19 protein-coding genes and 4 pseudogenes are annotated in these 25,329 nt (G+C 68.0%); 14 read left to right on the forward strand and 9 right to left on the reverse strand.

Annotated elements, in window-relative coordinates:
• Positions 1-103 precede the first annotated feature (103 nt).
• Complete coding sequence (locus tag OG251_RS01325) at positions 104-3,115, reverse strand: carbohydrate binding domain-containing protein (protein ID WP_326675108.1); 3,012 nt, start codon at positions 3,113-3,115, stop codon at positions 104-106.
• Between the two features lie 481 nt (positions 3,116-3,596).
• Positions 3,597-4,253, reverse strand: a complete 657-nt coding sequence (locus OG251_RS01330; protein WP_326675110.1) for a hypothetical protein — start codon at positions 4,251-4,253, stop codon at positions 3,597-3,599.
• A gap of 182 nt (positions 4,254-4,435) precedes the next feature.
• Between OG251_RS01330 and OG251_RS01335 the strand changes: the two genes are divergently transcribed.
• The 4 genes from OG251_RS01335 (at position 4,436) to OG251_RS01350 (ending at position 8,239) form a co-directional block, all read left to right on the forward strand.
• Positions 4,436-5,548, forward strand: coding sequence for a sensor histidine kinase (locus tag OG251_RS01335; protein ID WP_326675112.1), 1,113 nt, complete (start codon positions 4,436-4,438; stop codon positions 5,546-5,548).
• On the forward strand, positions 5,545-6,222 hold the full coding sequence (locus tag OG251_RS01340) for a response regulator transcription factor (protein ID WP_326675114.1): 678 nt from the start codon (positions 5,545-5,547) through the stop codon (positions 6,220-6,222). Before OG251_RS01335 ends, OG251_RS01340 begins: the two co-directional genes overlap by 4 nt.
• 389 nt (positions 6,223-6,611) lie before the next feature.
• Positions 6,612-7,460, forward strand: a complete 849-nt coding sequence (locus OG251_RS01345) for a DUF1963 domain-containing protein (RefSeq protein WP_326675116.1) — start codon at positions 6,612-6,614, stop codon at positions 7,458-7,460.
• A gap of 338 nt (positions 7,461-7,798) precedes the next feature.
• A complete protein-coding gene (locus OG251_RS01350; protein WP_326675118.1) occupies positions 7,799-8,239 on the forward strand; it encodes a VOC family protein in 441 nt (146 codons plus the stop codon).
• Between the two features lie 108 nt (positions 8,240-8,347).
• Here the strand turns inward: OG251_RS01350 and OG251_RS44915 are convergent.
• A pseudogene (locus OG251_RS44915) lies at positions 8,348-8,738 on the reverse strand (aminoglycoside phosphotransferase family protein); the annotation flags it as partial.
• Positions 8,739-9,093: 355 nt separating this feature from the next.
• Between OG251_RS44915 and OG251_RS01355 the strand changes: the two are divergent.
• Positions 9,094-9,666, forward strand: a complete 573-nt coding sequence (locus OG251_RS01355; protein ID WP_326675119.1) for a hypothetical protein — start codon at positions 9,094-9,096, stop codon at positions 9,664-9,666.
• Here OG251_RS01355 and OG251_RS01360 read toward each other — a convergent pair.
• Positions 9,667-10,005: pseudogene (locus OG251_RS01360) on the reverse strand (transposase); the annotation flags it as partial. It abuts the gene before it with no gap.
• A gap of 79 nt (positions 10,006-10,084) precedes the next feature.
• On the opposite strand from OG251_RS01360, the gene OG251_RS01365 reads away from it, so the two are divergent.
• A complete protein-coding gene (locus tag OG251_RS01365; protein WP_326675120.1) occupies positions 10,085-10,684 on the forward strand; it encodes a hypothetical protein in 600 nt (199 codons plus the stop codon).
• 243 nt (positions 10,685-10,927) lie between these two features.
• On the opposite strand, the gene OG251_RS01370 is transcribed toward OG251_RS01365, so the two are convergent.
• The gene (locus OG251_RS01370) at positions 10,928-11,755 is read right to left on the reverse strand and encodes an aldo/keto reductase (protein WP_326675122.1); all 828 of its coding nucleotides are present in this window, start codon (positions 11,753-11,755) and stop codon (positions 10,928-10,930) included.
• 1,842 nt (positions 11,756-13,597) lie between these two features.
• Between OG251_RS01370 and abc-f the strand changes: the two genes are divergently transcribed.
• Together abc-f and OG251_RS01380 are read left to right on the forward strand one after the other, a co-directional pair.
• Positions 13,598-15,232 carry a ribosomal protection-like ABC-F family protein gene (gene abc-f, locus OG251_RS01375; protein WP_326675125.1) on the forward strand — a complete coding sequence of 545 codons (1,635 nt, stop codon included), beginning with the start codon at positions 13,598-13,600 and terminating at the stop codon, positions 15,230-15,232.
• Between the two features lie 79 nt (positions 15,233-15,311).
• The gene (locus OG251_RS01380; protein ID WP_326681115.1) at positions 15,312-16,994 is read left to right on the forward strand and encodes an ABC-F family ATP-binding cassette domain-containing protein; all 1,683 of its coding nucleotides are present in this window, start codon (positions 15,312-15,314) and stop codon (positions 16,992-16,994) included.
• Between the two features lie 301 nt (positions 16,995-17,295).
• Here OG251_RS01380 and OG251_RS01385 read toward each other — a convergent pair whose 3' ends face one another.
• Positions 17,296-18,231, reverse strand: coding sequence for a DMT family transporter (locus tag OG251_RS01385; protein ID WP_326675127.1), 936 nt, complete (start codon positions 18,229-18,231; stop codon positions 17,296-17,298).
• 70 nt (positions 18,232-18,301) lie between these two features.
• Between OG251_RS01385 and OG251_RS01390 the strand changes: the two genes are divergently transcribed.
• The 5 genes and pseudogenes from OG251_RS01390 to OG251_RS01405 form a co-directional block, all read left to right on the forward strand.
• Positions 18,302-18,910 (forward strand): TetR/AcrR family transcriptional regulator, encoded by a 609-nt coding sequence (locus OG251_RS01390; RefSeq protein ID WP_326675128.1) that lies wholly within the window; start codon positions 18,302-18,304, stop codon positions 18,908-18,910.
• Positions 18,911-19,154: 244 nt separating this feature from the next.
• Positions 19,155-19,457 (forward strand): annotated as a pseudogene (locus tag OG251_RS01395) (MarR family winged helix-turn-helix transcriptional regulator); the annotation flags it as partial.
• Between the two features lie 2 nt (positions 19,458-19,459).
• On the forward strand, positions 19,460-19,957 hold the full coding sequence (locus tag OG251_RS01400; RefSeq protein ID WP_326675129.1) for an MFS transporter: 498 nt from the start codon (positions 19,460-19,462) through the stop codon (positions 19,955-19,957).
• 67 nt (positions 19,958-20,024) lie between these two features.
• Positions 20,025-21,323, forward strand: coding sequence for a hypothetical protein (locus OG251_RS44920; protein ID WP_442818296.1), 1,299 nt, complete (start codon positions 20,025-20,027; stop codon positions 21,321-21,323).
• 68 nt (positions 21,324-21,391) lie between these two features.
• A pseudogene (locus tag OG251_RS01405) lies at positions 21,392-21,775 on the forward strand (transposase); the annotation flags it as partial.
• A gap of 9 nt (positions 21,776-21,784) precedes the next feature.
• Here OG251_RS01405 and OG251_RS01410 read toward each other — a convergent pair.
• Both OG251_RS01410 and OG251_RS01415 read right to left on the reverse strand, forming a co-directional pair.
• Entirely contained in the window at positions 21,785-22,150 is a 366-nt protein-coding gene (locus OG251_RS01410; protein ID WP_326675130.1) for a hypothetical protein, read from the reverse strand.
• A 57-nt stretch (positions 22,151-22,207) separates the two neighbouring features.
• Positions 22,208-22,891 carry a DUF4232 domain-containing protein gene (locus OG251_RS01415; protein ID WP_326675132.1) on the reverse strand — a complete coding sequence of 228 codons (684 nt, stop codon included), beginning with the start codon at positions 22,889-22,891 and terminating at the stop codon, positions 22,208-22,210.
• Between the two features lie 333 nt (positions 22,892-23,224).
• Here OG251_RS01415 and OG251_RS01420 point away from each other — a divergent pair, with 333 nt between their 5' ends.
• The gene (locus tag OG251_RS01420) at positions 23,225-24,175 is read left to right on the forward strand and encodes an Ldh family oxidoreductase (protein ID WP_326681116.1); all 951 of its coding nucleotides are present in this window, start codon (positions 23,225-23,227) and stop codon (positions 24,173-24,175) included.
• A gap of 236 nt (positions 24,176-24,411) precedes the next feature.
• Here OG251_RS01420 and OG251_RS01425 read toward each other — a convergent pair whose 3' ends face one another.
• A complete protein-coding gene (locus tag OG251_RS01425) occupies positions 24,412-24,876 on the reverse strand; it encodes a hypothetical protein (RefSeq protein WP_326675134.1) in 465 nt (154 codons plus the stop codon).
• Between the last annotated feature and the right edge of the window lie 453 nt (positions 24,877-25,329).

The following is a 25,329-nucleotide window of genomic DNA, read 5'->3' on the forward strand; positions in this document are numbered from 1 at the left end:
CCCGTCCTGTCCGCGCAGGTCCGAGCACCGGATGCGCAGTGCGCAGACAGGCCCGGTCCACCGGTGTCACGCCCGTGGACCGGGCCGCGTGCCGCCGGTTCGGCTACTTCAGGTAGGGGCCTGCGGCGCCGATCCTGCCGGGCGCCGCGTTCCTGCCGCCCAGGTCGAGGACGTAGACGCGCAGGTTGCCCTTGCCGGGTGCGGCAACGGTGAGCTTGCCGTCGGAAACGGTGCGGGTGTCCCCGGTGACGGCGTCCTTGTAGGTGCCGTTCGGAATCCCGGTGTATGTGGCACCGCCGGTGACGGTCACGAGCGCGAAACTGTCGGTGCCGCTCGCGGCATCGGTGTAGCGGCGCTTGTACGCCATCGACCCGGCGATGCCCTCGGTGGAGTACTGGCCCATCTGTAGTGCGGGCACGGCGCGCCGGATCTCGTTGAGCCTCTGCAGATGCGTGACGAGCGGCTTGTCGAGCGTGTCGGCAACCTCGCCGGTGGCCGTGGAGACCTTGCCGAAGCCGGATGTCTTGACCGTGCCGGTGAGATGGTCGCCGTAGTAGGCGCGTCCGGTGGTCGCCAGCGGGCAGCTCGGCCCGCAGTCGATCTTCCTGCCCGCCTGGAATTCGATCTCGGAGCCGTAGTACAGGGTCGGGATGCCGCGGAACGTCCACATCAGGGACATGTTCTCGGCCCAGGCGTCGGTGCCTCCCGCGTAGCGTTCGCCGCTCTTGTTGGGCCCGTAGTCGTGACTGTCGACGTAGACGACGTTGTAGGTGGCGTCGTTGTAGCTGTCGTCGGAGTCCTTGCCGTTGTTGTAGGCGTTGTTCGCGTCACCGAAGTTCATGTGCATCCGCATGTCGATGACGTTCATGCCGGAGAACCGGCTGCGGTCCGGTGCGTGGTAGGTGTTCCCGTCCAGGAAGGCGTTGGTGGAGGCCGGCTGGGAACCGGTGCCCTGCTGCTGTTCGTAGGCGTACATCTCCAGGGCGGCCTTCTCGTCGTCCGCGCTGTACTCCTTGCGCTCCTTCCAGGTGAAGAACTGCGCGGAGTGGTTGACCGAGCCGCGGTTCCACTTGTCGTTCACGAAGGCTCCGACCTCGCCGAAGACGAAGAAGTTCTTCGCGGCCTCGGCGCCGAAGCGTGCGGTGACGCGCTCCTGGATGGCCGGCAGGAAGCGGCGGTTCCAGGTGGTGCGCGGAATATGGACGGCGGTGTCGATCCGGAAGCCGTCGACGCCCATGTCGATGTACTTGTTGTAGGCACCGATCAGGTAGTTCTGGACGGGCGCGCTCTCGGTGTTGAAGTCGGCGAGATCCTCGTGGAGCCAGCAGCTGCGGGAGTCCTCACCCTCCCAGTTCCCGAGCCAGCAGTTGTGGTAGTAGGCCTTGGGGAACATGCCCGATGTGGGGCTGGGCCATTGGCAGTTGTAGATCCGATACCCCTCGGGGGAGGAGTTGCCGGTGGGCTTGCCCCAGTTGAGACAGGTATTGCCGGACGGCTCGGCCGTGGACCAGAGATCACCGTTGTAGTACGACTTCCCGGACTTCGGCTCGACGGTGAGGCCGTCGTACGCGAAGCCGTCGTTCTTCTCGTCGTAGTACCAGCTCCACTGGGCGTCCCGCACCCCGTAGGTCTTGGGCGTGAACAGGCCCTTGGCGCCCCAGCGCGAGGAGTGGTTGTAGACGACGTCCTGGTAGATCTTCATGCCCTTGGCGTGGGCCGCGTTGATGAGGTCCTGGTAGGAGGCGCCGGCGGACTCCAGACGGGGGTCGACCTTGTAGAAGTCGTAGCCGTGGTAGCCGTGATAGTCGTAGTCGGACCGGTTCAGGACCACCGGGGTGATCCAGACGGCGGAGAAGCCGAGACCCTTGATGTAGTCGAGCTTGCTGACGAGTCCCTTGAAGTCGCCGCGGAACATGGGGTCGTTGTTGGCGGAGTTGCCGGATTTCTCGTGCTGGCTGCCACCGCGGTTGTTGCCGCTGTCACCGTCGTTGAAGCGGGCGGTGAGTACGAAGTAGATGGGGTCCTTGCGCGGATCGGTGCCCAGTGGTTTTCCGCCGGCCTGTTCGGCAGGCTTCTCACCTGTGGTGACGGTGGCGGCGGCCGATGCGGTGGAGGCGTTGCCCGCCGCGTCAACGGCCTTCACCGTGTAGCTGTAGGCCGTCCTCTCCTCCAGATTCGCATCGGAATGGACGGTGGAACCGACATCGGTGACCATCGTTCCCCTGGTGCCCCCGGTCCTGGTCACCTGGTACTTGGTGACGCCCCGGTCGTCCGTGGAGGGATCCCATGTCAACACCACCGAGACACCATCCGCGTCGGCGCTGACCTTCGCAGGTGCGGTCGGGGCTTCGGTGTCCGCGGGCTCGGCTTCGCACGGGTCCTCGGTGTCGGGGGTGACGGTCCTGTCCCTGACCGTCGAAACGCCCGACGGAATGGCGTAGTTGCCGCCGTTGTTGTTGTCCCAGACCCCGTTGCCGTTGTTGAACGCGGCGCTCATCGAGGTGGCACCGCCGAGATCGACGGACCGCTTCACCCATCCCGTGCAGGCTGCTTCCATACCCGCACCCGGCACGGTGGTCCACGAGCCGCCCGCCGGCTGGTAGTGGAGGTTGGTGGTGGTCCAGCCGACCGTGGTCGTCGAGTAGTAGACGGAGGCGGTGTTGGTGCCCGTCGGGGAGGGGCCGGGACCGGCGCCGGCGCACGGGTCGCTGTGGGCCACGACACCGTCCTTGACGGTGATGTTGCCGGCACCCAGGCCGTAGTTCTTACCGGCGTTGTTGTCCCAGACTCCCGAGCCGTTGTTGAACGTCACCGCCAGCCCGGAAGCGCTGCCCAGACTGACGGTCTTCTTCACCCAGTCGGTACAGGCGGCCTCCATCCGCACGCCGGGCGTGGTCGTCCAGGAACCGCCGTCCGGCGCATAGTGCAAGTGGTACGCCGACCAGTCCTTGGTCTTCGTGTAGTAGAAGACCGTCGCGGTGTTCTCCGTCGCCGCGGCGGGAACGGTGGACTGCGGGCCGGTCTGGGGTATCGCGGTGAGGAGTCCCAGCAGCCCGACAGTTGCCAAGGCTGCTGCCAGGGTGCGTCTCAGCAGCCGACAGGAAGTGCGTTTCATTCGTATCTCCAAGGGAGGGCCGCGGCCGGGCGGCCTCGGCAGCCGACTCGCAGGTGCTCATGGACCACCTGCGAGGTCCCGCCGGAGAACCCTGACGCGCCTCGGGGTTCGAGCGAGCAGTGCATTCCGGACAGCAAGCACTGTCAGAACCTTGCTGAAATCTCTTGCGGTGAGGAAATTACCTGAGCATGACATGCGCGTAAAGAGACTGGACAGGCATTCGGCACGGCGGTCGGTGCTCGACGGCTGATGGCACAGAGGGCCGGCGCGGCAGTGACGGATGCCGCACGAGGGAAGGCGGGCCTCCGGCGTGCGGCATGACGGGTCTGCGCGAGGGATCAGGCCGGGAGCCGGATGCCCCTGAGGTCCGTGCGGAGGCGGCGTCCGTCGGTGAGAATCGCTGCGGGCTGTGAAGCGGAGTCAGCCGATGGACCGAAAGGGCCTGCGGCAAGGGCGGTACGGGCGTCCCGGTGAGCGGGCGTCAGCCACGGCGGATCGGCGCCTCGGGCTGCGCGGGAGACTTGGTGATCTCGGCGTGGACCACCTTGAAGGCGCCCCTGATCACGGTCGTGAACGGCGCGGGGGCCATGCACGTACCGGCCTGCGGCCTGACGGGCTGGCCGCTCTCGTCGACGTGCTCGGGGTCGACGTTCACCACACCCCAGGAGAAGCCGAGCCGGTCCGGCTCCCCCTTCCCGCCCTGCTGGACACTGATGCCCAGCCGGGCGCCGACCTCTTCGACGTTCGACTTCGTCACGACTGCGGTCAGAGTCGCCGTCCGGCCGCTGGTGACCAGGCAGTCCACCCGTGCCTCCGCCCACCCCGCGGCGCCGCTTCGGGAGGTGTGGGAGAACTTCAGCGTGCCCCGGGCATCTGTGGACAGCCCCTCGGGGGCCCTGGGCGGCACCGGCCGGGTGAACGGCGTCTGTTCGGCATCGATGGTGAAGCGGATATCGTCGTCGATCGACTCGATGTAGGAGACCCGCGCCTTCCCGTGGACGCTCGCGGTCTTCGTCGCCTTCTTCTCGGCGGATGCGGCGGATGCGGACGTGGCGGGGGCCGGGGCTGCGGGACCGGCGGCGACCAGTCCGGCCAGAATGGCGACGGCTGCCGTAGCGCCGATTGCGGTGTTGCGCATGATGAACTCCCGTGTACTGAAGGGCGCTTGTGTTGCCGCGGTCGGCTGAACGGCTCAAGCTTCACCCCTGGCGCCCCCGCGATCCCATCCGCCGATCGGCACAAAGATCACGCCGCCGCCCGGCCCGCCTATGCCGTTCGGCAGAGGGTCCCGCCCTGTCGCACACCCGTACGCTGATCACCATGTGGGAATCAACCGGCCCGGCCGTCAAGGCGCTTGACGCTCTGCCCTCGGTCGCGGCCGCGGGCACGCTGGTGTGGGCCGTTGCCTGCCCCCGTGCCGCAGTTCGTCAGCGGCTCAGCCACCTCGCCCGCCCGACGACGGTCTGCGCGGCACTCTCCCTGATCACCAGCCTCGCCCTGCCGAAGGCTGGCTTCGGCTCCGGCTGGAAGCTGGCGGAGATCGCTGTCCTGTTGCTCCTCCTGGTCGCGGTCACCCGCTGGTCGCCCCTGCGCGAACTCACGTCGGCCCTCCCTGTGACCACCCTCGCGGTGACCCTCTGGCCGCTGCCGCTGGTCACCGGTGAGTCCTTCCTTGAATCCATCGGCATCGCCACCTTCTGGCTGCTTCCCGTCGCCGCCGCGGTGGCGGCCGGCGCCTACCCCCGCCGCCAGCAGCTCCGACGCCGGAGCGCGGTGGTCGAGGCCCGCAGCGCCCAGCGTCTTCAGCTCTCCCGCGACCTGCACGACTTCGTCGCCCATGACATCAGCGGAATCGTCGTCCAGGCCCAGGCGGCCCGCTTCGTCGCCGCCACCGACCCCTCCCACGCGGTGCTCGCCCTGGAACGCATCGAGAAGGCGGGCCTGAGCGCCCTGGCCGCGATGGACCGGACCGTACAGATGCTGCACGGTCCGGCGGCACCCGCCACCGACCCGCTCCCCGATGTGTCCCAACTGCTCCTACTCATAGAGAACTTCACCTCGGCCGGAGCCACCGAGGTACATCTGGACCTGCCTCCCCTGGCCCTGGAGGCGCTCACCCGCGAGGCGGGCTCCGCCGCGTACCGCATCGTCGTCGAGGCGTTGACCAACATCCGCCGACACGCCCCCGACGCCCCACGCGCCACCGTCGCACTCACCCCCACGGCCTCCACCGTGGAGATCCGCGTCACCAACGACCGCGGCGGTCGCTCCGGCCCGGCCCGCCGCCGCGTCTCCCGGGGCGGCCTCGGCCTCCCAGCCCTCACCGAGCACGCCGAGGCGCTGGGCGGAACCCTCTCGGCGGGGCCGCACGGCAACGGTGGCTGGCAGCTCATCGCCGTCCTGCCTGCCACTCTCCCGAAGGAGACATCATGACGACGCCCCTCGCCCCGACCCGCATCCTGATCGCCGACGACCAGGAGGACGTACGCAGCGGCTTCCGCCTGATTCTCGGCTCGCAGCCCGACATGACCGTGGTCGGCGAGGCGGCGGACGGCCTCACCGCCTTAGACCTCGCCCGCACCCTGCACCCCGACCTGATCCTCGCCGACATCCGGATGCCGGGGCTGGACGGCCTCGAACTCACCCGCCGCCTCGCCGGCCCCGACGTACCCGACCCCCTGCGTGTCCTCGTCGTCACCACCTTCGACCACGACGACTACGTACGCACGGCACTGCACGACGGCGCCTGCGGGTTCCTGCTCAAGCGCTCGGGCCCCGGGCTGCTGATCGAGGGGGTCAGAGCGGCGATGGCCGGGGACATCCTCATCAGCCCCCAGATCACGGTCCGTCTGCTCCAGACCCTCGCGCCCGCCGCGCCGGCAGCGCCCGCGGCTCCGTCGCCACTCACCGCCCGGGAGCAGGAGATCGCCCGTCTGGTCGCCCGGGGCCTCACCAACGCCCAGATCGGCGAGGCGCTCTTCGTCTCAGCGGGCACAGCCAAGACCCACATCGCGAACATCCAGGCGAAACTGAAGGCCCACAACCGGGTGGGCATTGCCGCCTGGGCCTGGGAAAGCGGTCTGGCCGCCCCAGTCCCACGGGAGTAGGGCGCATGCCCAGGAGCCGCGCGCGGCCGACCGTGGCGGAGGCTGTGGGACGAATAGACATACAGATGACAGGCGGAGACCCAGCACGGCGGCGTGAGACGACACCCAAGAGAGTTACGCCACGTTCTGTTCAACTCCGTCCCGGTACAACCACGGCAACTCCGGACTGAGCGCCTGCATGTGGTGTACGGGGGTGGGGCACTCCGGCAGTCGGCATCAAGGTCATCAGGCCGCCACGTCCACCCCGAGGCGTTCCGGGCCGCCTGGATACTGCTCCATCGGGTGCAGCCCCCCGGACACGGTTACCCAAAGAGAACCTATGGAGTCAGAACTGACCGGCCGCCACGCTCACCGTCGTACGGCTGCTGGTCCATGCATACGATGCGTGCATGCCCGCACTTCAGGAAGAACGCGTCGTGCAGCTGCTGCGGCCGCTGATGCGGACGCGCACCGTACTCGAACCGGCCCAAAGCCCACCCGAGACACATGCGTGTGGAAGTCGTCGGCGGGACGCCGCTCCTCCGCCCGTTCCCGCGCGGTCCCATGCGACCCGGGAGTTCGCCACCACGCGGTTCGGCGGGTTCCCGACGGTGGAGGAGGGCGAGACCTGGCCGTTGTGCGACGGCTGCGCCGACGACCTCACGTTCGTCGCGCAGGTCGACCACTCCCGCGACGGCCTGCACAACAGGCTCCCCGTCACGTTCTTCACGTTCTTCTACTGCTGGACGTGCCACCCGTGGGGACGGAAGCGCGAACGGGGCGGATGGCTCGTACGTTCCTACACGAAGCTGCGGCGCCCCGAGGTTCTCGTGCACGGCACCGAGCCCGGCTTCGCGGAACACCACGTGGTTCCACGCCTGGAGAAGTCGCTTCCCGACACGGTGGGAATGCGCCTGCACTGCCCTGCCCTCTGGGACCTTGTACCGGGCGACAGCGGCTCCCCCGAGGCATGGGCGAACCGGCGCGTCATCGACCACGCCGCGCTCGCTCTGACGCAAGAGCGTGCCCGAACACCGCACCTGCGCAATGCGGGAGTGGCGATCGGCGGATACCCGTACTGGGCGAACGGCGGGGACGAAACACCGGTCTGTACGGAATGCACCGTGCCGATGGAGCTGCTGTTGCAGATTCCGCCGAGCGAGCTCACCGACGCGATGTGGGGTGATGTCGGAACCTTGTATCTGTTCATGTGCCGAATACACACCCAGCGCACCGGGCTGCGCATCCAGAGCACATGAAACGAGAGGTCACCCCAGTCACCCCAGGTGGGTGCCTCACAGAGAACCTCACCCACCTCACCCCGAAGCCGAAAGACCGCACCCGGGTGCCATGTTGTCGGCGCCCTGTGTACGGGGACAGCGCGGCGGACAGCGGCAGTTCCCGCGCGGCGCGGCCGGCCGCGCCGCAGTCACCTCGGTGGTGACGCCCGGCCCACGGGTCTGGTGCAGCGGTGCTGAAGCGCGATCCAGATCTTTCGGAGTTCGGCGGTCTGAGGATGTCGAGAACGTTCCACCGGCTCCGTCCCAGGCACATCAGCGGCCACCACCGGCCGCACGAGAAAGAAGGAGAATCCAGCATGGCTGTTCAGCGGATGGACAACGTCGGCATCGTCGTCGAGGACATGGAGGCCGCCCTTGCGTTCTTCGTGGAACTCGGCCTGGAGCTGGAGGGCAGGGCGGAGATCAAGGGCCTCTTCGCCGACCAGTGCACCGGACTCGACGGCGTCCACTGCGACATCGCCATGGTCCGGACCCCGGACGGACACAGTAGGCTCGAACTGGCGAAGTACCGAAGCCCCGCGGTGATCAGCGCGGGGCCGCGTAACCGGCCGCACAACACTCTGGGCACGCACCGCGTCATGTTCGCCGTCGACGACATCGAGGACACCGTTGCCCGTCTGCGCCCTCACGGCGCCGAACTCGTCGGCGAGATCGCCCGGTTCGAGGACAGCTACCTGCTCTGCTATGTCCGCGGGCCGGAGGGCATCATCGTCGGACTGGCCGAGCAACTGCGCTGAGAAGGAGAAAGCGAGCCGTGCAGCCGAACGAGATTTCATCGAGCTTCCGAACCCCCCGATCAGCCAGGAGCCGCCGACCCACGAGGCGATCGGGAATGGCTGATCTGCTCACCGGGTCAACCTGAGCAGTTCATCGATCACCGGTTCCTCGCCGCTGCCACCGAGGTGGGCGATGGCCGCAAATGGCGCGATCACCTGACTCCAGGCATGGAGCCGGTCGCCGTCGAGCCCCTCGACGGCGGCGCGGAGCGCGGTCCCATGGCCATCGACCCGAAAGCCTGTGTCGGTGATCCGTGCTCCGACGCGGCGTTGCCCAGGTGCAGGTCACCGTGGAGAACACGGTGGTCGCCTCCGCGTCCAGCAGCCGCTCGCACCGCTGGATCGCCCTGTCCTACGCGGTGACGTCCATCCGTGCGCTGATCGCAGGCTCGGAAAGCCGCCCGCCCACCCGGGCGAAGGCCTCCTCGCACCGCCCACGCAGCACACGCGTCGGCAGCGCATGCGCGTGCCGCACAGGATGCCGGCGCCCCCCTGTGAGGACCTTGACCACGAGACCGGTGTCCAGGGCTGTCAGGTCTCCCCCTCGGCCACTCCCCCACCGGTCTTTCCCGCTACGGTGACCGCCCTGCCGATCCGTTCCACCAGGCCCGCGACCAGGCGGGCCTGCACCAGCGAGAAGCTCCACCGGAAGAGCCCGCCGCGCCGTGTCCTGAGAAGGGCTGCTAGGTCTTGTCTGATAAATGATCACCCGTGGGCTCAGAATGCCGGATGCTTGTTGACGGAGGGTGGCCAGCGTCACGGGGGATCGCGTCTCCTCCCGTGGCAGGCCATGAAGACGAGGAGAGTTAGCGGTGTTGGAGACCTACCTGTCCTGGTACCGCGAGGGCCGGATGGACGAGTCCGAGTTCCGCTCGGTCACCGACCACTTGGCCCAGTCCGGGCTGACCGTCGAGCACCCGATGCTGGGCTGCGGGATGCTGTTGGACGTCGTAGGGGAACAGGTGAAGCTGCCTGTCGGGCGCATCCTGGAACTTGTTGGCCTGTCGGTCGGGCCGCTCTGCATTCAGTTCTGGCTGTCGGCAGACACGGACGTGGTGTGCGATGTCAGGTACGCGGCGCCGGACACCCAGGTCCTCACCTTCGAGCTCGGCGGATTGACCGAGAGCGAGCGCGAGCAGGCCACTAATGCCGTTCAGCGGCTGATCCAACGGGAGTTGGACAGGACTGCCGCTCTACTCGTCGATCTGGGCGGCGAAACAGCGGACGAGGACGATGACGCCCTGTTCCTGTATGGTCGACTGCCGATGGGCCCGCGCCCGGACCGAGTGCAGTTCCGTACGGACCGGCTCAGCACCATCCCGGCTGTTCTTGCTGGAGCAGAAGTGACGGATCTCGGCAACGGGCTGAGTACAGTCCGCTGGCAATGATCATCGGGCAGGTTCGCGGAGCCAGAGGACGAGCGCTGCGAAGTGGAGTCCAGCCCGGTATCGGGCGGCGAGTTTTTCGAACCGTGTCGCGACGGCGCGGAACTGTTTGAGCCGGCTGAAGCATCGTTCGACCACGTTGCGGGCTTTGTAGAGCTCGCGGTCGAAGGCTGGCGGCCTGCCACCGGCCCGCCCGCGCCGGACACGGTTTGCCTTCTGGTCGACCCTTTCCGGAATTACGGCTCGGATGCCCCGGCGACGCAGGGTCTGGCGGATCGCCCGTGACGAGTACGCCTTGTCCGCGATGACCGCGTCGGGCCTGCGGCGCGGCCGCCCGACGCCGGTAGAGAGCTTTGCGCTGCTGATCGCCCGGTTGGGTGCGGGGCCGTGCTTCACAATGTCTCCCGTGACGAGCACCTGGATGACCACGGCCATCGCGATCGTCGGCACGCTGCTGGGCAGCGGACTGACCGCATTTGTCACCGCGCGGATTGAGCGGCGAAAGAACGAGGCTCTGGAAAAACAGCAGATACGCCAAGAGGCCGCACAAGATCGCGCTGCGCTTCGCGACATGCGGGTCGAGCACCAGAAGTGGCGCCGGGATCGTCGGCAAGCTGCCTACCAGGGCTTGATGGATGCGGCTCATGAAGCACAGGGGGCTATCTGGCAACTGGCGCGGCTGACGCTGGAACCCTATGACCAGCATCGTTACGACATACGGCGTGGTGCAGCCATCGATGCGGTACGGGCGGCTCGGCAGGCGGCGAGCACCGTTGAACTCGAAGGACCCACTGGTGTGGCGCAGGCTGGTGCTGAGTACGCCGAAGCCATAGATCGGCACATACACCCGCCCATTCAGTACCTGATGGAACTGAGCAAGGGGCCGCTGACTGATGTACAGAAGGATCGCTATCGCTCCTCAGCTGCGGAAACGGGCCCTCTCGTGGCTGACATGCAGCGGCGCTTCGCTCCTCTCGCGCGTGCGGCCCTGGACGAGTTGATGGAGGAGGCGGCCGGCTAAGGGCTGTCCCCTAGGGGGGTGCTGCTTCGAACACGAAGCCAGACTCTGAACCACCGCCGGATCCAGGGCGGAGGTCCTGCCGCCCACACCCTGGCCGAATCCAGAAACTCGTCGCCCCCAGCACCGAACGGCGCAGGAACCACCTCCCGGTTCAGGGCAACGCGATCCACAGCGGCGACCCTTGGACGGGCGCCGGAGTGTCGCCCGGGGGGCAACTCTCCGAGCGGTCAAGGACGACGGTCCTCAGCCATTGAAGCGGTCCGGGTCGGGCCCGGTCCGCTCGTTACGGTTCAGCGCGGTGATCTCACCGATGTCGCCTTCGCTGAGCTCAAAGTCGAAGAGGTCGAAGTTCTCCTGAATGCGCTTCTGCGTCACCGATTTGGGGAAGATGACGTCCCCGCGCTGAATGTGCCAGCGCAGGGTCACCTGGGCGGGTGTCCTACCCACCCGCTCCGCGATGCGGCTGATGGTCGGGTCGTCGAGCACCTTGCCCTGCGCGATGGGTGACCAGGCTTCGGTGACGATCTCATGCTCGGCGCCGAATGCCCTCACGTCGTCCTGCGTAAGGTAGGGGTGCACCTCGATCTGGTTGACCGCAGGCACCACATCGCTGCCTTCCAGCAGTCGACGCAGGTGGTGGGGCTGGAAATTGGAGACTCCGATGGCCTTGGACCGGCCGGAGCGGTAGATCTCCTCCAGGGCTCTCCAGGTCTCCACGAAGTCGCCCCTGCCGGGCAACGGCCAGTGGATGAGGAAGAGGTCCAGGTAGTCGAGGCCGAGTTCCTCCATGGTGCGGTCGAACGCCTGGAGGGCATCGTCGTGCGCATGGGCCGCGTTGTTGAGCTTGCTGGTCACAAAGACCTCGGCACGGTCGAGACCGGAGCCCCGGACCGCTTGGCCGACCTCCTTCTCGTTGCCGTACATCTCCGCCGTGTCGATGTGCCGATAGCCGGCTTCCAGCGCGGCCAGCGTCGTTTCCCGGGTCTCCTCCGGCGGAATCTGAAAAGTGCCGAAGCCGAGCTGGGGGATCTGCACTGCGTTGTTGAGGGTGATGGAGGGTACTTGGGTCACGGTCGCTCCCGGTTTCGCGGTTCGAGGGCAGAGGGGGTGGGGGGTCAGTACGGTTCCAGTGTCCCTTTCTACCGCAGAACACACGCATTGCCTGCTTTGCCCCGTATAGGCGTGTGAGACGTGGCCGGATCACTCAGCCTGCGACATCCATACGGAACACGAATCCACCAAGCCCATGCTGGGCAGCCCCGGGCTGGAGGGCCACGACCTCCAGCCCGAGGATGCGGTGCCCGCCGCCACCGATGGCCGGCCGGGGCTGCAAGCCGGATCTCCCAGCCGAGGGGTCTGCGCGGGCCGCTGAAGTCCCACGCGTCGATCTCGGCTCCTCGAACGGGGCGTGCCACTCCGCGATCCTCCCGTCCGCAGAAGGAACCGGAGCACCCGGCCAGGCGGTACGAGAACCAGGGAAACCGCAGATCAGCCAGGTACGCAACTGGCGCTCGTCACCGAATGCGCGTGCCCGCGAGAATGCCGTGGCGGCCTGCCCCGACGAGGATCTCGTCGGCGAGACCAGTACCCAGGTCGACGCCGGTCTCCTCCTCGGCCAACTCCCCGACCGGCCTCCCCGCACTGGGGACCCTCGGCCGATCCGTGCCGCCTGGCACGAGGCGATGCCATGCCCCCGATTCTCCAGAGTGGCTACCGTTCACTCGGCGGGGTCGACTCGCAGGTCTCCGATTGCGTACGGCACGACGACGCGAAGCTCACCATTGCGCGTACATGACAATGGCGACCGCGAGCCCGGCAAGCAGGAACACATAGAGGATCCGCTACGGCAGAGCCATCCGGTCGGAACCACGCATCCGCCTCACGCCACAGATGCACCACCAATAACAAGGCGGACAGAAGCAGCGCCACCAAGAGATCCAGCACAGCGTCACTCCATGACCGCATCGGCCGTCTGAAACAGCCTTTGTTCGCCGACTTCGATACCAGCAAACCGCGTTACCACCGACATCCGCCTACGGACGGCGGGAGCCGGTAGGGGGCTCCTCCAAGTGCACTGTACGGATCCGACCGGGACGACCCCTACGAACAACCGGGGCACGAATGGGTCCGGTCCCCGAACTGCGACGCGTCCAGACCGGTGGCAGCCCGGTGCGCTTCGTCGACGACGGGCCGACTTCCACGGCGGAGCCTCGCGCGGCTTCCGCCTGGTCATCGGTGCGGACGGGCCGCACTCCCCGCCCGCCGCCTCGCCTTCGGCCCGGAGAAGGACCACGTGAGCCACCTCGGCTACTACGCCGCGACCTGGCAGCTGCACAACGACTCGCGCGGCTTCGCACACGACTGCACCTGGAATTGCCCGGATCACCCAACTTACAGAGCGAGTTGATACAGCACTCGGACGCAGAGTCGCCGTACACATCGTTCGCGCTGTCCGAGCATCTGGACCGAGCTGAATCGCCGCATCGATCGGCTCGGTCGACGACTCCTATGACAACGCCCTGATGGAATCGACGAGCGGCCCGCTCTCAGTACCCAGCCGATCCAACCCCCGGCCGACCAGCAAGGACCGCTCTCGGACGGCAGAGCACAGAGCGGCGAATGTGCGGGGGCGGGTACTTCGGGGGACCGATGACAGCGACGCTGCAACCGCTCGGGCAAACAATTCCCGGACCAGGCAGAGCCATCACCTGCTACCGTACGGGCCAGCATTGTCGCAATCGAGGAGTGACAGACGTGGCGGGTGAAGACGACATCTCCGGGTGAGATCCGGATGTGATTGGCCACCGGACAGCGTTCAGTAGAGCTGTCGGCGTGGCTCATTCGTCGTTCCCTTTTTGTCCCACACTGTCCAGGGCAGAGGTCTGTCTGCCCTTAGTTCTTCGAGGTCACTCCATGTCCGACGCTGCCATCATCTGCTCGAACCTCTCCTTCGCCTGGCCTGATGACACCCCGGTCTTCACCGATCTGTCCTTCACCGTGGCCACCGGCCGTACGGGCCTGGTCGCCCCCAACGGCTCCGGCAAGAGCACCCTGCTCAAACTGATCGCCGGAGAACTCGGACCCACCGCCGGCTCCGTTTCGGTCAACGGGACGCTGGGCTACCTCCCGCAGAGCCTCCCTCTGACCGGAAACCTCACCGTGGCCGAAGTGCTCGGCATCGCCGCGGTGATCAGCGCCCTCGACGCCGTCGAATCCGGGGACGTGAGCGAGGAGCACTTCACCACCATCGGTGACGACTGGGACATCGAGGAGCGAACCCGCGCCCAGCTGGACCGTCTCGGACTGGTCGGCCTGGAGCTGAACCGGCGCCTGAGCACGCTCAGTGGCGGCCAGGTCGTCTCCCTCGGCCTCGCCGCCCAGCTGCTCAGGCGCCCCGACGTACTGCTGCTCGACGAGCCGACCAACAACCTCGACCTCGAAGCCCGGCACAAGCTCTACGACGTGCTGGAGGATTTCAACGGCTGCCTGCTCCTGGTCAGCCACGACCGTGCGCTGCTCAACCGCATGGAACGTATCGCCGAACTTTCCGGCGACGAACTGCGCCTCTACGGCGGCAACTTCACCGAGTACCAGGAGGCCGTGCGCGCCGAGCAGGAGGTCGCGGAGAAGAACATCCGCAACGCCGAGCAGGAGCTGAAGCGGGAGAAGAGGGAAATGCAGCAGGCCCGCGAGCGCGCCGAGCGCCGCCAGAGCAATGCCGCCCGCAACCTCAAGAACGCCGGCCTGCCCCGCATCTTCGCGGGCAACATGAAGCGCGGCGCGCAGGAGTCCGCCGGCCGGTCCGGCCAGATGCACGCATCCCGGGTCAGCGAGGCCAAGTCCCGGCTCGACGAGGCCGGACGCGCCCTGCGCGAGGAGCAGCGCCTCACGCTGGAACTGCCCGGTACCGAGGTGCCCGCAGGGCGCAACCTCTTTCTCGGCGAGGGGATGCAGGTGCATCACGCGGGCCGGGCCGTGTTCGCCGACGGCGGTGTCAGCCTGGCCATCCGGGGCCCCGAGCGGATCGCGCTGACCGGTCCCAACGGTGCGGGGAAGACCACCCTGCTGCGCCTGATCACCGGCGATCTTGAGCCGGACAGCGGGGAGATCACCCGCAGCGGCGGACGGATCGCCTATCTCTCGCAGCGCCTGGACCTGCTGGACCTGGACCGCACCGTGGCGCAGAACTTCGCCGCGTTCGCCCCTGAGCGGGCCGAGGCGGAGCGGATGAACCTGCTCGCCCGATTCCTCTTCCGGGGCACCCGCGCGCATCTGCCGGTGTCCGCACTCTCGGGCGGTGAACGCCTGCGCGCCACCCTGGCGTGCGTACTGTGCGCCGAACCGGCCCCCCATCTGCTCCTGCTCGACGAGCCGACCAATAACCTCGACCTGGTCAGTGCCGGTCAGCTCGAAAGCGCGCTCGACTCCTACCGGGGCGCCTTCATGGTGATCAGCCACGACGAGCGGTTCCTTGCCGAGATCGGGGTGAACCGCTGGCTGCGGATCACCGACGGAAGTCTCAAGGAGACCGGAGCCCCTGCGGTGTGAGATGTCGGCGTGCTGAGCGGCCCGCGCCCGAGGCCCTGTGCCCGGCGGGCCGACCATCGATCACATGGAGAGGTTCCCTGTGCCCCAGCCCGCCCTGCTCGCCCGCGACCTGGTCCGCAGCCTCGGCGGCCGGCGTGTTCTGGACGGCGTGTCCCTGACGGCTTCCCCCGGCCACCGCATCGGCCTGATCGGGGAGAACGGTGTCGGCAAGTCCACCCTGCTGCGCGTACTGGCCGGCGTGGACCAACCTGACGCGGGAAGCGTCTCGCGCCCCGGTGACATCGGATACCTGCACCAGGAAATGCCTTTCGAGGCCGCGTCGTCCATCACGGCCGTGATGGACGACGCACTGTGCGAGGCCCGTGAGGATGTCGCACAGCTCGAACGGCTCGGAGAGGAACTCGCCCGGGTCCCCGAGGAGGCCCCCGGCCATCAGGAACTCCTCGACAGATACGGCAGGCGGCTTGAGCAGGCGCAGGACCGGGAGTCCTGGGACGCCGATCGCCGCGCGGCCCTGGTGCTCGACGGGCTGGGCCTGGGCGGAGTCGGGTACGGGCGGACTCTTGGCTCCCTGTCCGGTGGACAGCGCAGCCGGCTCTCCCTGGCCGCGCTGCTTGTCCGACGGCCGTCGGCGCTGCTGCTGGACGAGCCGACCAACCACCTCGACGACGGCGCCGCCGCCTTCCTGGAGGAACAGATCCGGAGCCTGCCCGGAACAGTGGTGGTCGCCAGTCACGACCGGGCGTTCCTTGACGCCGTCTGCACCCACCTGGTCGACCTCGACCCGACGGTGGACGGTCCTGTCCGTTACGGAGGCGACTACAGCGCGTACCTGGGTGAGAAGCGCGCCGAGCGGGAGCGCTGGGAGCGGCGGTACGCCGAGGAACAGGAGGAATTGGAGGGTCTACGTCACACGGCGGGCGTGACAGCGCATCTTGTCGCGCCGGACCGGGGGCGGCAGGACAACGAGAAGATGGGCTACGGCCACCGGGCGGGTCGGGTGCAGAACCAGATTGCCCGCCGGACGCGCAACGCCACGCGGCGGTTGGAGGAACTGGAGCGCACCCAGGTCGCCGAGCCGCCCCGCCCCCTGCGGTTCGCGGCCGGGGAACTGGCCGCACGGGCGGAAGAGGGCCCGCGGTCCCTGGTGTCTCTGCGGGACGTACGGGTTTCCGGCCGACTCGCCCTGGACGCCCTGGAAGTGTCCGCAACCGACCGGCTGTTGATCACGGGTGACAACGGGGCGGGCAAGTCGACGCTGCTCGCCGTGCTCGCCGGACAACTCTCCGCCGAGGGCGAGGTGCGCAGGCGGGGTGGACTGACGGTAGGGCTGCTCACCCAGGACACGGTCTTCGACCGGGACGACCGCACGGTCCACGCGACCTATGAGCTGTCGCTGGGGGCCGCTCGGGCCGAGAAGGTACCGCTGGGCTCGCTCGGGCTGATGAACGCAGCGGACTTGGACAAACCCGTCGGCCACCTTTCCGTCGGCCAGCGCCGACGGCTCGCTCTGGCCCTCCTCGTGGCGAGGCCGCCCCAGTTGCTGCTGCTCGATGAGCCCACCAACCATCTCTCCCCGCGCCTGTGCGACGAGTTGGAGGAGGCCTTGAGGACCGGGCCCGGCGCGATCGTCCTGGCGAGCCACGACCGCTGGCTTCGCCGACGGTGGCAAGGGCGGGAGATCCGGTTGGAGTCGGGACGCGGTCAGCGGGAGAACGGGCTGCGGGCCGTATCCATCGGGGAGCGTGCTCCTGGTCGATGACAGCCGTGCCCGTCGGCACGGGCTGCGGCAGCGATGCGAAATCCTCCGCCAGTCCACCGACGGGACCCGGCATCGACGCCCGCGGCGGGCGCACCGGGCATTCCTCGGACCCGTACGAATTCTGGGTGAGCATCGATATCGCCGGGGAGGAAGGCGCCGAGTCCGTGTGCTTCGCGCCCTCCGCGGCCGGAGTGGTGGGGATGCTCGGCCACACCGCGCCGGGTCGCCCACACCTGACGCGACTGGGCCGGGCATCTCCCGGCACGAGCCGCAGGCGAGGTCACCGCTCCTGCCAGGGTTGTCAGGCGCAGCGCTCAGCCGGTCTCGTCGTCTCGGCAGTGTCCGCGTTCCCGGCGTGCACGGTGGTCGACGAGGTGTCTGCGCGATGGACGATGACGACCGCTGCGAGGCCGATGGTCAGGCCGAGGGCGGTCTGCGGGCCGAACGGTTCACCGAACATGAGGGCTCCCCAGACTGCCGTGACCGGCGCCATGAGGAACATCAGTGTATTGACCTTGGTGACTCCGGAACGCCTCAGGATCAGCCAGTAGAGCCCGTACCCGCCGAGGGTGGAGAAGGCCACCAGCCAGCTGACCGCGGCCCAGAACGAGAGCTCGGCCGGCGGCTTCGCGGCTCCGGTGCTCACGGCGAGTGCCGTGAAGATGATCGCGCTCGTGGTGCTGTGGACGGTCATGGACACCGCGGGCGCGACCCGCGTGCGGGAGCGGCCTTCGAGGAACGTGGCCGCCACCAGTGAGAACATGCCGAGGAAGGGGACGAGATAGGCCCACCAGGCCACGCCGGTGCGGGCTGCGGCATCGGCCGTGGTGACGATGGCGACGCCGCTCACCCCCAGGGACAGGCCGAGCCACTGCTTGCGCGAGACGTACTGGCGCAGCAGCGGTCCGGCGAGTGCTCCGGCGACGAGGGGTTGGACGCCGTCGATCAGAGCCGTGGTGCCGCTGGAGACCCCGAGCTGGATCGCGTAGTAGACGGTGAGCAGATAGCCACTCTGCGACAGCATGCCGATCATGGCCTGTCTGGCCACATCCCGCAGGGTGAGGCCCCGCCACGACGCTCTGGCGACGGTCACCGCGACGACGATCAGGATGATCGTCAGCGGCAGGAACCGCCACATCAGGATTGTTACCGCGGACGCGCTGCCTGCACCGAGCTTGGCCCCGATGAACCCGGAACTCCAGCACAGCACGAAGACGATCGAGAGCAGGAGGTTCATACCTCTCCCTCCACTAAACAGATCGGTATACCTGTAGGCGTTCACTATACAGATCGGTATACTTCTGGGCATGGGTGCTACGGAGAAGCCGCGACGGATCACGATGACGCCTGCCGCACGGCGCGCCCTGAAGGCCGCCGCGCGACTGTTCTACGAGCGCGGCATCCATGCTGTCGGCGTGGACCTGATCGCCTCCGAGGCCGGGGTGACCAAGAAGACTCTCTACGACCGGTTCGGCTCGAAGGAGCAGATCGTCGTGGAGTACCTCGCGGACCGTGACGAACGCTGGCGAGCCTTCCTCGCCCAGCGCCTCGACGCGGCACATCCGACGCCGACGGCACGCGTCCTGGCCGTCTTCGATGCCTCACGCGCGTGGTCGGACGAGAACAGCCCCAAGGGATGCAGCATGGTCAACGCCCATGCCGAGATCAGCGATCCGCTCCACCCGGCCTACCTCATCATCACCGGGCAGAAGAAATGGATGCTCGACCTGTTCACCCAGCTCTCCAGGGACCTCTCCCCGGAAGGGGCCGGACATCTGGGCCGGACACTCATGCTGCTGCACGAAGGAGCGCTCGTCGCCCACGGCCTGAACATCTTCCCGGACCCGATCACCCACGCCCGCGAACAGGCCGAGGCTCTCCTTGCCACCGCAGCGGCCACCGCGGCGAAGCGGTGAGGCGGTGCCCCCGGTGGCGAGGGGCCGACGAAACCGGACCCGCCGACCCGCCGACCAGGGTGCCCTTGCGGCGTGGAGGCCGCCCGCATCCATAGACATCACGAAGAAGCGGCCGGCGCCACATCCACCTCCCGGCGCGTGTGCGAGAACCCGACTCGCGCAGTCATGACGACGAGCCCCAGGCCACAGGACTCCATCACGGCCACAGGACGCCATCACGGCCGCTGAACACCTGAACGACGCGATGAAGCGACTGCGGGCACGACTGCGCACGGAGTCGGGGCAGCACGCAACAGGGCTGAGCGCCACCCAGCTCGGCGTCCTGGCGAGCGTCGCGCGTGAGGGCCCGATCACCGCGGCCCGGCTCTCGGCGGTCGAGCACGTCAGCGGGCAGGCCATCGCCCAGAGACTCGCCGTACTCAAGGCGGCCGGACTGGTCCACAGCGAGCCAGACCCGAAGGACGGACGAAGGAAGCCGATGAGCGCCGATCCGTCCGCGACCGAGCTGATCGACAAGCTGCTTTCGGGCCGTGCTGCCTTCCTCGCTGCGTGCTGAGCGGCCTCGCCGTCGCCGGCGTGGCCACCGCCGCCGTCGGCCTGCCCATCGGCGGACTGCTCGTCGGCGCGGCAGGCTGGCGCTGGGCCTTCCTGATCAACATCCCGGTCACCGCGGTCGCCCTCGCGATGGCATTGCGGCTGTCCGAGGGCCCGCCACTCGATCGTGCCGACAGCGGCTTCCGCACGATCGCCCACCGCATCGACCTGGCCGGTATCGCCGGATTCGCCACCTCGATCTCGCGCTTGCCGCGAGTGCCAGTCAGGGCGCCTACCCAGGGGGCACGACAGGGCGCAGACGACCGCCCGTGGACATGGCAACGGACGCGACCGACGGCCAACACCTGGATGATCGGAGTGAAGACCGCCCCCATCGTTGGCGCTCGCGCCCTTTCGCCCTCCGGGCACCCCAGCACCGACGGCAGTACGGGCCCCATGCCCAGCAGAACCACCGAGCGGCCGGGCAGAGCACGGCCCCGGAAATTCTGCTGAAGTGCTGCAGGGGTCCAGGCGAGTTGGCACGATAGTGATCTCATTACGCTGGATGGGAGACGCGACCATGGGCCAGGAGCAGCCGCTCATCACGCGCGGCATGGCCGGCGGCGCTGAAGGTCTGGTACAGCGTGTACGGGGTGATCACCCCAGCGCGCGAGAACTCGACAGGATCACTGAGGCGTACGCGGCACATAGCGGGATCCGGCATCGGCTGTGGCTGGATGACCAGGCGGGTGTGCTGTTGTTTCTGGCGTGTACGGATTCCGGCAACGGCGCGGGCGGGCTGAAGCTGCACGAGGTTCCGCTGTGTTCGGCGTCCTGCACTCAGGTGCTGACCGACCTGACGACCGCGGTGCTGCTGCGGTTGGCCAGCCCTGCGGACAGCTACCGGACCCGGTGCGAGTCCGATCGAGACATCGGCGCGCTGGTGCAGCTGTTTCGCGTACGGCTTGCACAGATGCGGTGCGAGTATTCCGATGGCGCAGAGCTGGTGAAGGCGATGCGCGCTCAGATCGAGCGGGCGGGCGATGAGCAGCAGGTCGCACGGCGGACGGCTTTTCTGGGCTGGTACCTGAAAGGAGCCTACGGCGACGACGTGGATGGCCTTGAACGGGCGGAACGAGACCTCAGGTGCGGCATCGAACCAGGCATCAGCACCTACGAACGCTCTGCCGCCCGAACAGTCATGGCCTGGTCGCGGTACCGCGACCTGATTCGCTGCCAAGTCCCGCAGCCCCGGCTGGACGAGGTCCCGAGCCAGAAGCAGCGCGGACGAGGGAGCATACATTGGTACTACGAGTTTCGGACCATCGGACGCCACCTCACCGAGCATCAGATGCTCGAACTGCGTGCGAAGCTGCCCTGGGCCGACGTCACCTCCGATTCCCTCGTGCTCGACGAGTGGTCCCACCACACCGAACACCCGGTTTTCAGGGCTGCGGGCGAGATCGTCTCCCAGTACTTTGACGTCGGCCTCCACTTCAGCCAGGAGGGATCACGCACACTGTGGCTGCGGCTCCCGTCCACGCCCTCAAGCCGGATAGCCCCTTATGAAGACGGGTCCGGCGTCAGGAGCAGGATCGTCGACGACGGGCTCGTGCTGGAGCTCCACCGCGAGGAGGCAGACGGTGAACTCTCCTACCTGTACCACGACCCGCGTCCGTGGCTGGAGGAACTCCTGCCCCTGCGTGACGACTTGGCCGACGGCGACGTACGCGCACCGGCCATCGCCTGGCGGGCCGCCAACGAGACGCTCACGTTCAGAAAGGCATCGAAGAGGCCATCCATGCCGGACGGGCTGGACGAGGACGAACTGAACCCTCAACTACAGGCGCTCATCCGGCTACTCGAAGAGATTCCCTGAGCACTGGCAGCAGCAGAGAGTCCGTGGGCCCGGTGCCGCGTGCCGGGCGGTGTGCCGGGTGCCGATGAGGTGACGCACCGGCCTTCGAGGCGGTCATAGCGAGGATCCGGGTGCCCCGGGACACAGTCGGCAGACCGAGGACTCGACCAGAGACTGTGCTCGCGGATCGCGCGTACTCTTCCCGCGCGATCCGCAGGCCCCTCCCTCGTCGCGGCATCCGTGCCGTCATTCCGCAACCCGCCGACCAGGTCGGACACCGCCTCCGGCGGGGCAGCGCAGGAGGGCGCCCGCCTGGTTTCGATGCCGAGATATACAAGCAGTGCAATGCTGTCGAGCGAGGCATCGACCGGCTGAAGCAGTGGCGCGGCCCGGCGATGCGAACGGACAAGCTCGCCATCGTCTATCGGGCCACGCTCCACTTTGCCGCCACCCTCATCGGGATCCGGCAATAGCCGGCTCGGTCAACGGTCGACCGCCCAGCGCGCGTCCGCGGGCCAAGACCCACTGCTGACGATGTGGTCGACGATCCTGAACGCCTCTTCAAGCGGCACGGTGTCCGCGTCCGGGTATTCGTCGTACTGCCCATTGGACAGAACGAAACCGCCGCTCGATCCCTCAGCCCCAGGGTCGACGGCATGCTCCCCAGCATCATCATCACCGCTCATCAGCACCACCATCGCGCGCTCGGCGTTGGTCACGAAGGCCAACTTGCGGCCGGACGAACTGGTCAGCCATGTCTCAAGCTGCCCTTCGCCAATTCTTGCCCGGAGGGTCTCCAGTACCACTTGCACAGCGCTGCCGTCATCAAGAACCCAGGATTCGATCATGAGCACGACGATCCCACAGACGGATCCGAGAGACAGACTCTGCCCTCAGGTCACTGGCTAGTTGGTGGTGTGTGTGGGGTAGACCTCGACGTCGGTGTAGGCGCCCTTGATGTCTCCCGCGCCCGCGGGCCAGTTCAGGGTCACGGTGTGGGTCTCGTTCGGGGGTGTCACCAGGATGTTCGTCGGGTGCGCGAGGCTGTTGCCGGTGCTGTCGATGTCGTAGGCGAGGTCGAAGACGGCGGCGTCGCCGGGCTTCAGGGTGGTGATACGCGGCTGGGCCTGACCGCGCCCGACGGGGTTCGAGGTGTGGTCGGCGTCCTTGATGTCGACGCCCGCGAAGCCGGTCGCCGAGCAGGTGGTCGAGCCCCGGTTGATCATCGTGATGTCGATCCTGCCGGAGGTCTTGTCCGGGGCGGCGTCCGTGGCGTCGATGGCCAGGTCCGCCGTCTTGCAGAACGTGACCTTTCCGCCCGTCTGCGTCTCACCGTTCGCACCGTTCGTGCCCTTCGCGGCGTCCGCACCGCCCGCGCGGGCCTCGGTGTCCTCACCGGAACCCGACTTCGCGCTGCCGGCCTCCGAACCGGCCGCGCCCGAGCCACCCTCCGGGGACGAGGAGGACGAGGAGGACGTGGAGTTCTTGGCGGAGGAGCCCTTCGCGGAACCGTCGCCGCCGCAGGCGGTGAGCGAGAGGGTGGCGGCAAGGCCGATGGTGGCGAGAGCGGTGATACGGGTGTACTTCACGGTGTTCCCCCAGGAGCAGCGCGGTGCATGCGGTCAGAAGTATTTGTATCTCGCACCGAGTTACGGACAGTCCTCCGCGACGTCTTCGTTCTGTCACAGGCGCACCGACCCCACGGACCGCCGAGATGCCAACCGTACGGTCACCGACCCGACCCGAGCCCCCGCACACCCCAAGCGCCTCAACCAGCGTCAGCAGCCCCCTGAGCAGGCTTCATCTGGGCAAGGACCAGGAGTGCGAAGTGCGACGATCTGGGCAGATGGCTCGCACAGCAGCGGAAACCGCGCCTTCGGATAGCCTCCAGGCCCATGACTTCGAACCCTTCCTCCCATCGGATGCCGCTGGACGCTCTGGAATCACTGTGCGCATCTGCCATCCGGTCTGCGGGTGGATCCCCGGAGACAGCTGCAGCTCTCGCGTCGGCGACCGTTGCCGCCGAGCGACGGGGCAGGCGTGAAGTGGGAGCGGCGCATCTGCTCGACTACCTCGACGCTCTCCGATACGGACGTCTGAACGGTGTGGCCCGACCTCGCGTCGCCTCGGCTCGGGCCGCCGTCGTCACCGTCGACGCCGACCGCGGCACTGCGCAGCTCGCGTTCGACCATGCTCTCGGAGCCCTGGTCGAGCGGGCTCGTTCCAGCGGTGTGGCGGTTCTCGCCGTGTACAACTCCTTCAGCGCCGGAGAGCTCGGGCACTACACGTCGTGCGTCGCCGAAAAGGGGCTGATCGCCCTGGCATGCGCCAACTCGCCGGCGCTCATGGCCGTGTACGGCGCGCGCGAGGCGGTCACGGGCACCAATCCGCTCTCGTTCGCGCTGCCTCACCCGTCGGGCCCGCGGATGTTCGATCAGGCGACGAGCGCGACCGCCTGGGTGACCGTCCGCGACGCGGCGATGAGGGGCGAGGCCATTCCGGACAACTGGGCACTCGACGCCGACGGCCACCCGACCACCGACGCACGCGCCGCCATGAGCGGAGCGCTCCTGCCGTTCGGAGGCGTGAAGGGTGCCAACATCGCGCTCATGGTCGAGATGCTGGCCGCAGTGGCCGGCGGATCGTTCTCACAGGATGCGGCGCCCTTCGACTCCGGTACCCGGTCCCCGAGCCTGGGCCTCTTCGTCGCGGCGATCGACCCGACCGCATTCGACACCTCGTACCCACAGCGAGCGGAAGATCATCTGAGTCGGCTGGCCTCCGAGCACGGCGCGGACTTCGGCCGACGGAAGACGCCCATCACCGAGGTCGAAATCTCCGATGCGGTGTACCGAGCGCTCATGACGGCCTGACCGAGGGCCGCGAGGATGCCCGTCCCCCACCCGACCGACTCGTTGTCGGCTCGGCAGCGGTGCCAGCGGGCCCACGACACACGGTGGCCGGACCGGAACGGTCCCTGCCTCGGGTGCAGTGTGCCGGAGCAGCACTCGTCGCCCCGCGGAGCGGGAGGACGCAGTCGCCGGAAAGGCGCCGGTGGCCCCTGCGGTCACCGGAGGGGCCGCGCCGGTGCGCGTCTTGTTGCCCGGCATCACTGTTCCGGAGGCTGAACCCACGGAGCGAACCGCTGGCCGGGAGCCGCATCCTCGCGCCAGTATCTGAGGACTGTCTCCCGCACCATGTCGAGCCGCTCCGCGGCGACAAGACATGAGGCGGGCTCCCCTCCACCGGCGTCCGCTTCGAAGACGGCCAGCACAGGCGGCCTTCCACCGAGCTGCTGTGTGACCCTGTGCAACTCCTCGGGCGTGGGCGCGCGGAAGACAGGATCCTGGAAGGCCGTCGGGCAGCTGACCAAGAGCGGGGCGGTGAAGACCAGTTCCAGTCCGTGGTGATAGATGAGGTCGAAACCGGCGGCGAGCCGGAACTGATCACCGCCCCAAGCGAGGACGTCCCAGTCCCACCAGGACCCTTCCGGGAGCTCGATCGCAGCATGCGGTCGTTCGGCGGCCACCTTCGAACCCTCATTCCAAGAGACGTGACCCGGCATTCCGATCATGGGCGATGGCTGGTCGGGTCCGTGGTGACCGTACGACCAACGCGATCGCCCATGGCTCCTCCGGTCCAGCCGGCCGGAGGTGAGATCCCACCCCGGCCGTACGGACCGGATGAATCAGCGGCAGCGAGACGCCGGACCACGCCGCCTCGGCCTTCTGCGTCAGCCCCATCGAGGTCGCTCTCGATGTGCTGACCCGGCTCTGCGGGTAGCCCGGCATACGCGCGAGGGCCGCTCCCGCAAGGGCGCCGCCCTTCTCCGTGCTGATGCGCAGGTCTCGTATGCAACGTCTCCGGCCCGACCAATGACAGGGAACCAGCCGGACGGGCCCGGTTCTGCCCGCAGCGCAGGGTACTGCGGTTGTCACCCGGGCGGCGGGGGTTTTCACTCTCCCGCTCCGGTGTGAGGGCACACCGTGCCGGGCGGGCGGACGCTGAGGCGAGGGCCCCTCCTCCG

It is taken from the genome of Streptomyces sp. NBC_01237 (assembly GCF_035917275.1).
Taxonomy (GTDB): Bacteria; Actinomycetota; Actinomycetes; order Streptomycetales; family Streptomycetaceae; genus Streptomyces.